Genomic DNA, 13,189 nt, shown 5'->3' with positions numbered 1-13,189 from the left:
CCCAATTCCCGATCAGCGTTTGATTGCATCGGCGGCACCGTTCCATGCCGCCGCGCGATGAATCGTGCGGATTCAAGCTCTCCGGCTTCGGCACGGCAATTGCTGATGTGATCCCCACATAGCGCGGCTTCGCGTCAATCGCGAAGTTCTGACCTTATGGTTGGCGTGCCGGTTCAAGCCTTTTGGAGATCGCGATGAGCGGATCTTTCAAGGCGTGGGCCGGTCAACCAGACCTCCCACGCAAAAAACAAAACCTCGATGCCGACGCGCGGCAATGCCGCGCGCGCGGCTTTCGTGCGTCCACGCTTTCCCGAACCCTTGGAGATCCGGACATGACCGATTTTTCGCTCGATCGTCGCGCCTTCCTCGCCGGCACCACCGCCCTGCTCGCCGCCCCGGGCCTCGTCCGCGCGCAAGCCGCCGCCTGGCCGACTAAGCCGGTGCGCATCGTCGTGACCTTCCCGCCGGGCGGCACCAGCGACATTGTCGCGCGTCTGCTGGGGCAATATATGTCGGAGAAGATCGGCCAGCAGGTGATCGTCGATAACCGCCCGGGTGCGGGCGGCACGCTGGGCGCGGACATCGTGAAGAAGGAAGCGCCGGACGGGCACACGTTGCTGCTGTCGAACAACGCGCCGTTCACGATCGCGCCCACGCAGTTCAAGACGATCCCCTACGAGCCGATGAAGGATTTCACCCATATCGGGTTCGCGGGTTCGTCGTCGCCGGGGCTGTTCGTGCAGCCCTCGCTGGGCGTCAAGTCGGTCAAGGAGTTCATCGCCTACGCGAAGGCGAAGCCCGGCGAAATCAAATACGGCTCGTCCGGCGTGGGTTCGATCCACCATATCGCGGGGGAATCGCTCAAGAAGCAGGCCGATATCAACATCGCCCATATTCCCTATCGCGGCAGCGCGCCGGCGATCCAGGATTTCAAGGCCGGCGTGTTGTCGAGCTTCTTCGACTTCGTGCCCCAGAACGCGCCGATGCTCGCGGCGAAGGAAGCGTTGTGCATCGGTATCGCCGCCGACGCACGCATCGCCCAAACGCCCGACGTGCCGACCTTCAAGGAACAGGGCGTCGACATCGTGCTGGAAGGGTGGATGGGTATCTCCGGCCCCGCCGCCATGCCGCCCGCGACGGTCGCGGCGATCTACGGTGCCATCCAGGATGCGCTCGCTTTGGCGCCGGTGCAGGAACGCCTCTATTCCTGGGGCGTGGAACGGCGCGCGATGAATCCGGCCGAGTTCACGAAGTACATCGCGGATTCGATCGACACATGGCGGCCGCTGATCATCGCGGCGGGTGCACAGGAGAAATAATGCGCCGCCTTCTCAACGCCGAGACGCTGTCGGGGGCCTTCGTGCTGGCCCTCGGCGGCATCGGCTTGCTGGCGATCGGCAATCTGGAAATCGGCACGCTCAACGACATGGGCCCCGGCTATATGGCGCGCGCCGTCGCCTGGGCGATCCTGGCGTTCGGCGCGGTCATTCTGCTGATGGGCTTGCGCGCGGAAATGCCGCCGATCCCGGCGATGGAATGGCGCCCGGCCCTGGCGATCTCGCTCGCCACCATCGCCTTCGGCGCGACGATCGACCGGCAAGGCATCGTGATCGCCACGATCGCGATGACCGTGCTGGCGGGTTTCGCCAGCCCGATCACCCGCCATCGCGAAACGCCGATCCTCGCCGCCGCGCTGGCGGCGGGGGCAGCGCTCGTCTTCGTCGTCGGCCTCAAACTCGCCATCCCGATCTGGCCGCGCTGATGGATGTCTTCGCCAATATTGCGCTCGGCTTCTCGGTCGCCTTTACGCCGGTGAACCTGCTGTTCTGCTTCTTCGGCGTGTTGATGGGCACGCTGGTCGGCGTGTTGCCGGGCATCGGCACCGTCGCGACCATGTCGATGCTGCTGCCCGCGACGTTCCATCTGGCGCCCGCGACGTCGCTGATCATGCTCGCCGGCATCTATTACGGCGCACAATATGGCGGCTCGACCACCGCGATCCTGGTGAAATTGCCGGGCGAGGCGTCGTCGGTCGCCACCGTGCTCGACGGCTACGCGATGGCGCAGAAGGGTCGCGCGGGGGCCGCCTTGACCATCGCGGCGCTCGCCTCGCTCTTCGCGGGCACCGTGTCCACGCTGCTGATCGCGATGGGCGGGCCCGTGATGGCGCAGATCGCGCTCAAATTCGGACCGGCCGAGTATTTCTCGCTGATGCTGCTGGGCCTCGTCGCGTCGGTGGTCCTCGCCTCGGGCTCGATCGTCAAGGCGATCGCGATGATCCTGGCCGGCGTGTTCCTTGGCCTGATCGGCCCCGACGCGAATTCGCCCGTCCCGCGCATGACCTTCGGCATTGCCGAACTTTCCGAAGGCGTCAATTTCGTCGCCATCGCCGTCGGCCTGTACGGTTTGTCGGAGATCATCCTCAATCTCGAGCAGAGACTGATCCGCACCGCGCCGGTCGCGATGCGCGAATTGATGCCGAACCGCGAGGAGTTCCGCCGCTCGGTCGGCCCGGCAATCCGCGGCACGGCGCTGGGCTCGCTGCTCGGCATCCTGCCCGGCGGCGGGCCGCTGCTCGCCTCGTTCGGCGCCTATGCGCTGGAAAAGAAGATCTCGCCGACGCCCGAACGTTTCGGCCACGGCGCGCCCGAAGGTGTGGCCGCCCCCGAAGCCGCGAACAACGCGGGCGCGCAAACCTCGTTCGTGCCGCTGCTGACCCTAGGCGTGCCGTCCAACGCGATCATGGCGGTGATGGCCGGCGCCATGACGATCCAAGGCATCGCCCCCGGCCCCAAGGTGATGGTCGAGCATGCGCCGTTGTTCTGGGGTATGATCGCGTCGATGTGGATCGGCAATTTCATGCTGGTCGTGTTGAACTTGCCGCTGGTCGGGTTGTGGGTGAAGCTGCTGCAAGTGCCCTATCGCATCCTCTATCCCGCGATTCTGTTTTTCTGCTGCATCGGGGTCTATTCGATCTCCAATTCCGCGTTCGACGTCTATCTCGCCGTCGGCTTCGGCATCGCCGGCTACGCGATGATCAAGCTCGGCTTCGAGCCCACGCCGCTGCTGCTCGGCTTCATCCTGGGCCCGATGATGGAGGAGAACCTGAAACGCACCTTCCTGCTGTCGGGCGGCAGTGCGGCCCCGTTTTACGAGCGGCCGATCAGCTTGACGCTGCTGATCCTGACCGTCGCGATGCTGCTGCTGATGGCGCTGCCAGCCTTCAAACGCACGCGCGAAACCGCGCTAAGCGCGCAGTGAGACGATGGCGCATCTGACGATCCATATCCTGGACACGTTCACCGGCGAGGGTGCGGCCGGCGCCTGGGTCGAGTTCTCGCGCCGCGACGGCGAGGCCTATACGCCGATCGCGCGTTTCGCGGTCGACGCGAAGGGCCGAGCGCCCGCACCGCTATTGGAAGGTGACGAATTGCCGTGCGGCGCCTATCAGATCGAAATCCACGCTGGCGCCTATTACGCCGCGCGCGGGCAAAAACCTTCGGACGGCGCGGCGCTCGACATCGCGCCGATCCGCTTTTCCATTTTCGACGGAAAACGGAACTACCATCTGCCGGTGCTGTTCTCGCCCTATGGCTACACGACCTATCTGGGGCAATGACGGCGATGGGCGAACTCACCTGCCACGTTCTGGATACCCACGGCGGCAAGCCCGCCGCCGGCATGCGCGTCGATCTGGCGATACGCGACGGCGAAGCTTGGCGCACACTCAAATCGGTCGAGACGATCGCGACGGGCCGCACCGCCGATCCCTTGTTGGCGGGCGATGCGCTGGCGCCGGGCGCCTATCGCCTGGAATTCCATCACGCGGATTACTTCGCCCGCCACGCGAAGCTCTCCGATCCGCCCTTCTACGACCGCATCGTCCATTTCTTCGCGATCGATGCGGCCGACGCGCACACGCACATCACGCTGGTCGCGTCGCCCTGGGGCTATTCGACCTATCGCTGGAAAGCCTGATCAACGCTCCGGCAAGGCGGGTGCGGGTTCGGCATCGCTCTTCTTGCCGGGGAAGAACGGGCTGGGTTCGGGCGTCTCGGCATTGCCGCGGAATAGTTTGCGTCCGGCCTCGATCCCGCCGATCAACTCGAGCTCGACGCGCTGCTTGTCGCGCTCGCGCACTTCGTCGGTCGATTCCTTCGCAAGCTCCGCGTCGAAGCCGAGCCCTTTCAGCACGGCACAGCTGAAAACCAGAGCCGACTCAAACGTTTCGCGGATCTGGTAGGTGACGCCCGCCTTGATCAAGCGCAGCGAATGGCCGCGATCGAAGGCGCGCACGTAAAGCTTTACCAGCGGAAACTCGTGTCGGCAAAGCTCGACGATCTTGTCGGCGACGTCCGGTTTGTCGACGCAGACCAAAATCGCCTCGGCCGTTTCGGCGCCCGAGGCGCGCAGTACGTCGAGCCTAGTACCGTCGCCGTAATGAATCTTGAAACCGAAATTTCCGGCGGCGCGGATCATGTCGACATCGGTTTCGATCAGCGACAGCTCGACCTTGTTGGCGAGCAGGGCTTGCGTCGCGACCTGGGCGAAACGGCCGAAGCCGATGAACAACACGCGGCCCTTCAAACCATTCGCGACCTCGATCCCTTCCATCGACACGGGCGCTTCGCGGCGCGTGCGGCGCTGGACGATCAACACCAAGGGCGTCAGCGCCATCGACAGGATGACGATGGCGCTCATGATCGCGGAAATGCGCGCATCGAACAGGCCCACGCCCAGCGCGGCCGCGTAAAGCACGAATGCGAACTCGCCGCCTTGCGCGAACAGACCCGCGCGATTTGCGGCGGCCGCATGGCCGGAGCGCGCGAGGCGCGCGACCATATAGATGCCGACGGCCTTTACCGACATGAAGGCGATGACGCCGCCCAGCACCATCCGCCATTCGGCCGCGACGACCGACAAATCCAGCGACATGCCGACGCTGAGGAAGAACAGCCCGAGCAGCAGACCTCGAAACGGCTCGATATCCGCTTCGAGCTGATGGCGAAAATTCGATTCCGACAGCAGCACGCCGGCGACGAAGGCGCCCATCGCCATCGACAATCCGGCGAGTTGCATGCCCAGCGCCGAACCCAGCACGACCAGCAACGCGGCGGCGGTTAGCACTTCGCGGGCCCCCGCCCGCGCGATCAAACCGAAGAACGGATCGAGCAGCCAGCGCCCCGCCGCGATCAACACGCCCAGCGCCGCCAGCGCGATGCCGATACTCTGCCAGGCGGGCGTCGCATCGGCTTCCACGCGGCCGTTCACCGCCGCCCACACGGCGACGAGGGCGAGCAACGGCACGATCGCCAGATCTTCGAGCAACAAAATCGCGACGGCTTTCTGGCCTTCGGGGGTTTGGGTTTCGCCCGCCTCGTCCAGCATCTGCATGATCACGGCGGTCGACGACAGCACGAAGCCCATTGCGCCGACGGCCGCGACTTCCACGCGCAGACCCGCCGCCATGCCGACGAGGGTCAACAACGCGCCGCAGGTCAGAACTTGCGCGACACCCAGCCCGAAAATCTGGCGGCGCAAACGCCAGAGCTTCGAAGGGCGCATTTCAAGGCCGATGACGAACAGGAACATCACAACGCCAAGTTCGGCGATGTGCAGCAACGTTTCCGGATCGTCGAACAGGCCCAGACCGAAGGGCCCGATGATCAAGCCGGCGGCGAGATAGCCGAGCACCGAGCCCAAGCCCGCACGCCGGAACAACGGCACCGCAACGACGGCCGCCCCCAACAGGACGACCGCATGTCCCACGCCAAAACCCGCCGCTTCCGCCATTTCCGCCGCTCCCGCGCAATATCCGATTCCGAGCGGATCATCGCACAAGGAACGGCGGTTTGGCGAAAACGGAAGCCGTTCGGCCTTACTTCATCGTGGGCATGACGAACTCGGCGCCGGATTTGATGCCGGTGGGCCAACGTACGGTCGTCGTCTTGACCTTGGTGTAGAAGCCGACACCCTCGGCGCCGTAAGCGTTGCGGTCGCCGAAGATCGAGCGCTTCCAGCCGCCGAAGGAGTGATAAGCGACCGGCACGGGGATCGGCACGTTGACGCCGACCATGCCGACCTTCACGTCGTTGGCGAAGCTGCGCGCGGCGTCGCCGTCGCGGGTGAAGATCGCGGTGCCGTTGCCGTATTCGTGATCGTTCACCAGCTTCAAGGCTTCGGCGTAGTTCTTGGCGCGCACCACGCCCAGCACCGGCCCGAAGATCTCTTCCTTATAGATCTTCATGTCGGCGGTGACGTTGTCGAACAGGCAGCCGCCCATGAAGTAGCCGTTCTCGTAGCCTTGAAGCTTCAAGCCGCGCCCATCGACCACCAGCTTGGCGCCTTCCTTGACGCCGGTGTCCACGTAGCCCTTCACCTTAGCGAGATGTTCCTTGGTCACCAGCGGACCCATCTCGCTATCGGGATCGAGGCCGGGGCCGACCTTGAGCTTGGCCACGCGCGGCGCCAGGCGTTCGATCAATTGATCGCCGACATTGCCGACGGCCACCGCAATGGAGATCGCCATGCAGCGCTCGCCCGCCGAGCCGTAGCCAGCGCCCATCAGCGCATCGGCCGTTTGGTCGAGATCGGCGTCGGGCATCACCACCATGTGGTTCTTCGCCCCGCACAACGCCTGCACGCGCTTTCCATGCGCCGTGCCGGTCTTGTAGACATATTCGCCGATCGGCGTGGAGCCGACGAAGCTGATCGCCTGGATCGTCGGATGCGTCAGCAACGCGTCGACCGCTTCCTTGTCGCCCTGCACGACATTGAGGATGCCGGCCGGCAAACCCGCTTCCATCGCCAGCTCCGCGATGCGAAGCGACGTCGAGGGGTCCTTCTCCGACGGTTTCCACACGAAGGCGTTGCCCGTGGCGATCGCCATCGGCGCCATCCACAGCCCGATCATGCCGGGGAAGTTGAACGGCGTGATGCCCGCGACCACGCCCAGCGGCTGGCGCATCGAATAGGCGTCGATGCCGCGGCCCACGTCGGGGGTGAAATCGCCCTTCAGCAGATGCGGAATGCCGCAAGCAAACTCGACGACCTCGATGCCGCGGACCATTTCGCCCTTGGCATCTTCATGCGTCTTGCCGTGCTCCAGCGTGATCAGCTTCGCGATCGCGTCGCGATGCGTTTCCAGCAATTCCTTCCACTTGAACATCACGCGCGCGCGGATCAGCGGCGGTGTGGCGGCCCAAGCGATCTGCGCGGCCGCCGCGTTCGCGACGACGGCATCCACTTCGGCCTTCGACGCCAACGCGACTTCCGCCGCCTGTTCGCCCGTCGCCGGGTTGTAGACCGGGCCCACGCGGCTTCCGCCCGCCACGGCCTTGCCGCCGATGAAATGGCCGATACGATTCATGACTTTCTTCCTTCTTCTTTCAATTTCAGGCCGCGCGCTCGATCGCTTTGCCCAGCGTGTCGATCATGCGGTCCATTTGCGGCTTCTCGACGATCAGCGGCGGCGACAACGCCACGATGTCGCCCGTCGTGCGCACCAATAACCCGGATTCGAAGCAATCGACCAGCACGTCGTAAGCGCGCGCGGTCGGCTGGTTCGGTCGCGACGAAAGTTCAATCCCGGCCACCAAGCCCATATTGCGGATATCGATCACGTTGCGCTTGCCTTTGAGCGAGTGCACCGCGTCTTCCCAATAGGGCGCCAATTCGGCCGCGCGCTGGAACAGACCTTCCTCGCGATAGATGTCGAGCGTGGCGAGACCCGCCGCGCAGGCCAGCGGATGACCCGAATAGGTATAGCCGTGGAACAACTCGATCAGGTTTTCCGGTCCCGTCATCATCGCGTCGTAGATTTCCTTGCGCGCGAACACGGCGCCCATGGGCACGGCGGCGTTGGTGATGCCCTTGGCGACCGTCATCAGATCGGGGATCACGTTGAACTTCTCGGCCGCGAAGGAAGCGCCCAAGCGGCCGAAGCCGGTGATGACTTCGTCGAAGATCAGCAGAATGCCGTATTTGTCGCAGATCGCGCGCAGGCGTTCGAGATAGCCCTTGGGCGGGATCAACACGCCGGTCGACCCGGCCATCGGCTCGACGATCACGGCGGCGATGGTCGAGGCATCGTGCAACGTGACGAGTTTTTCGAGCGCGTCGGCGAGTTCGGCGCCATGTTCGGGCTGGCCGCGCACGAAGCTGTTCTTCTCCGGCAGATGGGTATGCGGCAGATGATCGGTGTAGGGCAGTTGAAGCCCGAATTGCTTGCGGTTGGCGACGATGCCGCCGACCGAGATGCCGCCGAAGCCGACACCGTGATAACCGCGCTCGCGCCCGATGAAACGCACGCGCTGGCCCTGGCCCTTCGCGCGGTGATAGGCGAGCGCCATCTTCAGCGCCGTATCGACGCTTTCGGAACCCGAATTGGTGAAGAACACCTTGTCGAGATCGCCAGGCAAGATCGCCTGCAAGCGCGAGGCGAATTCGAAGCTGATCGGATGGCCCATCTGGAAGCCGGGCGCGTAATCCATCGTCGCGGCCTGTTTGGCGATCGCGTCGACGATTTTCTGGCGGCCATGACCGGCATTGACGCACCACAGTCCCGACGTGCCGTCCAGAATCTCGCGGCCGTCCGGTGTGGAATAAAACATGCCCTTGGCACCCGCCAGCAGACGCGGCTTCTTCTTGAATTGCCGGTTCGCGGTGAAGGGCATCCACAACGCTTCGAGATTGTTGGGATCGGCGGTTTTGATCGCGGCGGTCATAAGGCGGCCCTCCTCGGCTGATCGGCGATGCTAGGGGGCGGGACAAGAAGCCGCAATCGAAAGCGCTAAGCGACGATCCCGTTGAAATTGCGGGATGTTCGTTCCCGGTGATAAGAATACTTATCGCGCTTTACGAAGGAACGGCCATGGACATCGAAATCGGCGACGTGCTGCGGGGTTTGCGCGAACGCGCGGGGCTATCGCAACGCGCTTTGGCGCAGAAAGTGGGCTTGAGCGCACCGGCGATTTCGATGATCGAATCCGGGCGCACCAGCCCATCGGTCGGCACGCTCAAACGCGTGCTCGACGGGCTCGATATCTCGCTCGCCGATTTCTTCGCCCGCGAAATTCCGGTCGAGACCGAGCATTTCTATCGCGCGCGCGAATTGACCGAGATCGGCGAGAAGGGCATTTCCTATCGTCAGGTCGGACGGAACCTCAAACAGCGCCCGCTGCAGATTTTGCACGAGCGCTATCAAGCCGGGTCCGACACCGGGCGCAATCACCTCAGCCATGACGGTTTCGAAGGCGGCGTGGTGGTGCGCGGCCGATTGGAGGTCACGGTCGATGGGCGCAAGCGCGTGCTGGGACCGGGCGACGCCTATTATTTCGATTCCCGCCTGCCCCACCGTTTTCGCAACGCGGGCAAGGAGGAATGCGAGGTCGTCAGCGCTTGCACGCCGCCGAGTTTCTGAGTTCACGCAATCGTCGCGGAACCGTCATCCGGCTGCGGCCAACGATGTATGCCATAACGGATCTCGAAGCTTTTCGGAGAAGACACGATGCGGCGGGCGGTATTGGTGATTTGCGACGGCCACCGAGCCGATTTCGTGCGGCCCGAATTGACGCCCCATATCTGCGCCCTCGCCGCGCGCGGCCGGCGCTTCGCCGAACATCGCGGCATTTTCCCGTCGGTCACGCGCACCTCGTCCGCCAGCATCGCGACCGGTTGCCATCCCGGCCGCCATGGCCTGCACGGCAACACGATGGCGTTGGACGAAGGTGACGGCCTGGTCACGCGCGACGTTGGCAATCCCGATTTCCGCACCCGGATGCGCAAAGCGACCGGCGCCACGCTGCGTGTACCCACCGTCGCCGAACGCATCGCCGATCTGCGCGGCCAAATCGTCTTCTCCAACGTGTCGCCGGGGGCGGCGATCTTCCACGACCCCGACGGCTACGGCCATGTCTATCACCGCGCGATCTCCTACGGGCCGGGCGAAAGCGCCGTCGCCGATCCGCTGAAGGTTTCCCATGACGCCGCCGGCGACGCGGCGATGACCGAGCGCTTCTGCCGCGAAATCCTGCGCGATCGCCGCCCGACCGTATCGGTGCTGTGGCTGTGCGAGCCCGACCACACGATGCACGCGAGCGAATTGGGCTCGCCCGATCATCTCGCCGCGATCCGCGCCGCCGATGCCTGCGTCGGGCGCGTCGCCGAAACGGTCGATGCGCTGCGTGCCGAAGGCGAGGATATTCTGCTGCTCGTCGGCTCCGATCACGGGCAGGAAACGGTCGGCGAAACGATCCGCCTCGATGCACTTCTGGTCGAAGCCGGTTTGAAGGAATCCCTCACCTCGACGGACGTCGCCATCGCGCCGCAAGGTTTCAGCGGCCTCGTCTCGCTCGCCGCCGGGCTTGAGGCGCGTGCCGCCGACATCGCGAAATTCCTGCGCGGCCAGGATTGGATCGGCGACGTTTTCGATGCGAGCGACCTCGCGCGGATCGGCCAAGCGCCGACGCATGGGCTGGCCCTTGCCTTCACTTTGCGCGGCGACGATCGCACCAATAGCTACGGCGTGCCGGGCTATAGCCCGATCGTCATGGCGTCGAGCGACGAACGCGTCAAAGCGGGTCTCGGCTCGCATGGCGGGCTGGGGCGCTGGGAACAAAGCCCGTTCCTGGTCGCGCAAGGCGGGCCCGTGCCCGCGACCGGCGCGGCCGTGACGGCGCCGACCTGCATCGTCGACATCGCGCCGACGATCTTGCGCCATCTCGGCCGCGATGCGACCGGGATGGACGGCAAGGCGCTCGATTTCGCTTAGGCGTCGATCGTTTCGCGCGCGGCCGTCGCCGGGGCTTCGATCGCTTTGAATCGCGGCACGGCATCGAGCAACGTGCGCGTATAAGCGGCGAGCGGATGGTTCAGCACTTGCACCGCCGTGCCTTCCTCGATCACACGCCCGTCCTTCATCACCGCGATCCGGTCGGCCAGCGTTTCGATCGCGCCGATATCGTGGCCGATGAACAGCATCGACACGCCGCGCCTGTCGCGGATCTTGCGCAGCAACGCCAGGATCTGCGCCTGGATCGTCATGTCGAGGGCCGTCACCGGCTCGTCGCAAACCAGGAATTCGGGATCGAGCGCCAAGGCCCGCGCGATCGCCACGCGTTGGCGCTGCCCGCCCGACAATTCATGCGGATAGCGCGCGAGATGCTCGCGCGCCAAGCCGACTTCGCCCAGCAGCGACGCGGCGCGCTCGCGCCATTCGGATTTGGCGCCGATACGATGCAGCGCGAACGGCTCCGACAGCGACGCCTCGATCGTCAGGCGCGGATTGAGACTGCCGGCCGCGTCCTGAAACACCATCTGCGCCTTCCGCGCGCGTTCGGCGATGCGCCCGCGATCCATCGGATCGAGCCCGCAGACGCGGATCGTGCCGGCAGCCGGCCGCAGCAAGCCGATCGCGATACGGCCCAAAGTCGACTTGCCCGAGCCGGATTCGCCGACCAGCCCCAAACAAGCGCCGCGCGGAATCTTGAGCGACACGCCGTCGAGCGCTTTCGCCGGCGTCGTCCCGCGCCGACGCGCGGGATACGCAAAGTCGATACCCTTCGCTTCCATCGCATAGCCCGGCGCCAGCGCGTCCTTGCCCGGCAGTTTGCCGGCTGGGCGCGAGGCGAGCAGCAAGCGCGTATACTCGTGCGCGGGCGCCCGCAGCACTTGCACGACCGGGCCGGTCTCGACGATGCGCCCATCGCGCATCACCGCGACGCGATCGGCGATCTCCCCGACGACCGCGAGATCGTGGCTGATGAACAGCATCGCCATGCCGTGGCGCGCTTGCGCGGCTTTCAGCACGCGCAGCACTTGCGCCTGGACCGAAACGTCGAGTGCCGTCGTCGGCTCGTCCGCGATCAGCAGATCCGGCTCGGCGGCAATCGCGGCGGCGATGCCCGCGCGCTGCAGCTGCCCGCCGGAGAGTTGATGCGGATAGGCGCGCGCAGCACTGGCCGGATCGGGCAGGCCGCATTCGTCGAGCAGGGCCACCGCGCGGCGCATCGCGGACTCCGGCGCCAGGAAGCTCGCTTGCGCGATCTGCGCGCCGACGGAAATCAGCGGATCGAAACTCGCGAACGGGTCTTGGAATACGAAGCCGATGCGCCGCCCGCGCAGCTTCGTCCACGATGCCTCATTCGCGATATCGAGCTGGGCGCCGTCGAAGCGCAAGCGCCCCGTCCCTTGCGCCGCCGCCGGCAGCAGGCCGGCGATGGCGCTGGCGATCATCGACTTGCCCGAACCGGACTCGCCGACCAAGCCCAGCGTCTTGCCCTTGGCGATGGAAAAGCTCGCGCCGTCGACCACGCGCTTGTCGTCGAACGCGACGGTCAGATTCTCCAGCGACAGCAGAGTCATCGGCGCAGCCTCGGGTCGAGAAGCCGTTGGAGAAGATCGGTCGCCGCGTTGACCACGACGATCGCTACGGCGAAGAGCAGGATCGCCGCCTGGATGACCGGATAGTCGCGGCCTTGGATCGCCTGCAAGGCGAGCGTGCCGAGGCCCGGCAAGCCGAACAGCACTTCCATCGTCAGCGTGCCGCCAATGAGGCCGGCGAGGATCAAGCCCGACAGCGCGATGGCGACGGGGGCGGCGTTGGGCAACAGATGCGCAAACACGATGCGCGCGGGCGATTCGCCGCGCGCCTTGGCCGCGCGCACGTAAGGGGCGGCACTCGCCTCCTTCAACTCCTCGCGCAACGGCTTGACGATCTGCCCCGCGATATCGATGCCGATGACGAGCGCGGGCACCACGCCATTGCCCAGCACCTTCATCCAGCCAAGCCCGATGGCGAAGATGAGGATCGCGGCAAGACCCACGCAGAAAGTCGGGATCGCGATCGACCAGAGATTCACGAAATCGACCAGCCACGCGGCGGCCCCGCGCGGCCAGATCGTCGCGGCCGACGCGATGCCGATTCCCAGGATCAAACCGATCGCCAGCGACTTGGCGGCAAGTTCCAGCGTCGTCGGAATCGCGTATTCGATCATCTGCGCGACCGGCCGCTCGAAGCGCAACGACATGCCAAGATCGCCTTGCGCCATGCGGGTGATCCACAGGACGAGCTGTTCGGGCACCGGCCGGTCGAGCCCGAGCTCGGCGCGCAGCTCGACGATCTCCGCTTCCGTCATATCGCCTTCGGTCGCCATGACGTCGACCACGTCGCCCGGCACGACGCGGATCA

General features: G+C 65.3%; 12 protein-coding genes. 7 read left to right on the top strand and 5 right to left on the bottom strand.

Features of this window, described 5'->3' with window-relative positions; translation table 11 throughout:
* The first annotated feature begins 332 nt into the window (after positions 1-332).
* From J0H39_06040 to uraH, 5 genes are read left to right on the top strand one after another with little or no spacing between them, the layout of a single operon-like run.
* Positions 333-1,319, top strand: a complete 987-nt coding sequence (locus J0H39_06040; protein ID MBN9496294.1) for a tripartite tricarboxylate transporter substrate binding protein — start codon at positions 333-335, stop codon at positions 1,317-1,319.
* The gene (locus J0H39_06035; protein MBN9496293.1) at positions 1,319-1,762 is read left to right on the top strand and encodes a tripartite tricarboxylate transporter TctB family protein; all 444 of its coding nucleotides are present in this window, start codon (positions 1,319-1,321) and stop codon (positions 1,760-1,762) included. Before J0H39_06040 ends, J0H39_06035 begins: the two co-directional genes overlap by 1 nt.
* Positions 1,762-3,261 (top strand): tripartite tricarboxylate transporter permease, encoded by a 1,500-nt coding sequence (locus J0H39_06030; protein ID MBN9496292.1) that lies wholly within the window; start codon positions 1,762-1,764, stop codon positions 3,259-3,261. Before J0H39_06035 ends, J0H39_06030 begins: the two co-directional genes overlap by 1 nt.
* A gap of 4 nt (positions 3,262-3,265) precedes the next feature.
* The gene (locus tag J0H39_06025) at positions 3,266-3,619 is read left to right on the top strand and encodes a hydroxyisourate hydrolase (protein MBN9496291.1); all 354 of its coding nucleotides are present in this window, start codon (positions 3,266-3,268) and stop codon (positions 3,617-3,619) included.
* A gap of 5 nt (positions 3,620-3,624) precedes the next feature.
* Positions 3,625-3,978 carry a hydroxyisourate hydrolase gene (gene uraH, locus J0H39_06020; GenBank protein MBN9496290.1) on the top strand — a complete coding sequence of 118 codons (354 nt, stop codon included), beginning with the start codon at positions 3,625-3,627 and terminating at the stop codon, positions 3,976-3,978.
* Here uraH and J0H39_06015 read toward each other — a convergent pair whose 3' ends face one another.
* The 3 genes from J0H39_06015 to J0H39_06005 form a co-directional block, all read right to left on the bottom strand.
* On the bottom strand, positions 3,979-5,793 hold the full coding sequence (locus tag J0H39_06015; GenBank protein MBN9496289.1) for a cation:proton antiporter: 1,815 nt from the start codon (positions 5,791-5,793) through the stop codon (positions 3,979-3,981).
* Between the two features lie 85 nt (positions 5,794-5,878).
* Entirely contained in the window at positions 5,879-7,369 is a 1,491-nt protein-coding gene (locus J0H39_06010) for a CoA-acylating methylmalonate-semialdehyde dehydrogenase (GenBank protein MBN9496288.1), read from the bottom strand.
* A 25-nt stretch (positions 7,370-7,394) separates the two neighbouring features.
* Complete coding sequence (locus tag J0H39_06005) at positions 7,395-8,726, bottom strand: aspartate aminotransferase family protein (protein MBN9496287.1); 1,332 nt, start codon at positions 8,724-8,726, stop codon at positions 7,395-7,397.
* A 146-nt stretch (positions 8,727-8,872) separates the two neighbouring features.
* Between J0H39_06005 and J0H39_06000 the strand changes: the two genes are divergently transcribed.
* Positions 8,873-9,421: a cupin domain-containing protein gene (locus J0H39_06000; protein MBN9496286.1), complete on the top strand. Its 549-nt coding sequence runs from the start codon at positions 8,873-8,875 to the stop codon at positions 9,419-9,421.
* 87 nt (positions 9,422-9,508) lie between these two features.
* Entirely contained in the window at positions 9,509-10,771 is a 1,263-nt protein-coding gene (locus tag J0H39_05995; GenBank protein MBN9496285.1) for an alkaline phosphatase family protein, read from the top strand.
* On the opposite strand, the gene J0H39_05990 is transcribed toward J0H39_05995, so the two are convergent.
* Both J0H39_05990 and J0H39_05985 read right to left on the bottom strand, forming a co-directional pair.
* Positions 10,768-12,363 carry an ABC transporter ATP-binding protein gene (locus J0H39_05990; GenBank protein MBN9496284.1) on the bottom strand — a complete coding sequence of 532 codons (1,596 nt, stop codon included), beginning with the start codon at positions 12,361-12,363 and terminating at the stop codon, positions 10,768-10,770. The genes J0H39_05995 and J0H39_05990 overlap by 4 nt on opposite strands.
* Positions 12,360-13,154 (bottom strand): ABC transporter permease, encoded by a 795-nt coding sequence (locus J0H39_05985; GenBank protein ID MBN9496283.1) that lies wholly within the window; start codon positions 13,152-13,154, stop codon positions 12,360-12,362. Before J0H39_05985 ends, J0H39_05990 begins: the two co-directional genes overlap by 4 nt.
* Positions 13,155-13,189 lie beyond the last annotated feature (35 nt).

Source organism: Alphaproteobacteria bacterium, from assembly GCA_017308135.1.
Classification (GTDB): Bacteria; Pseudomonadota; Alphaproteobacteria; order CACIAM-22H2; family CACIAM-22H2; genus Tagaea.
Note: the sequence above shows the minus strand (reverse complement) of the source record. Positions and strands in the feature narration are given on the sequence as shown.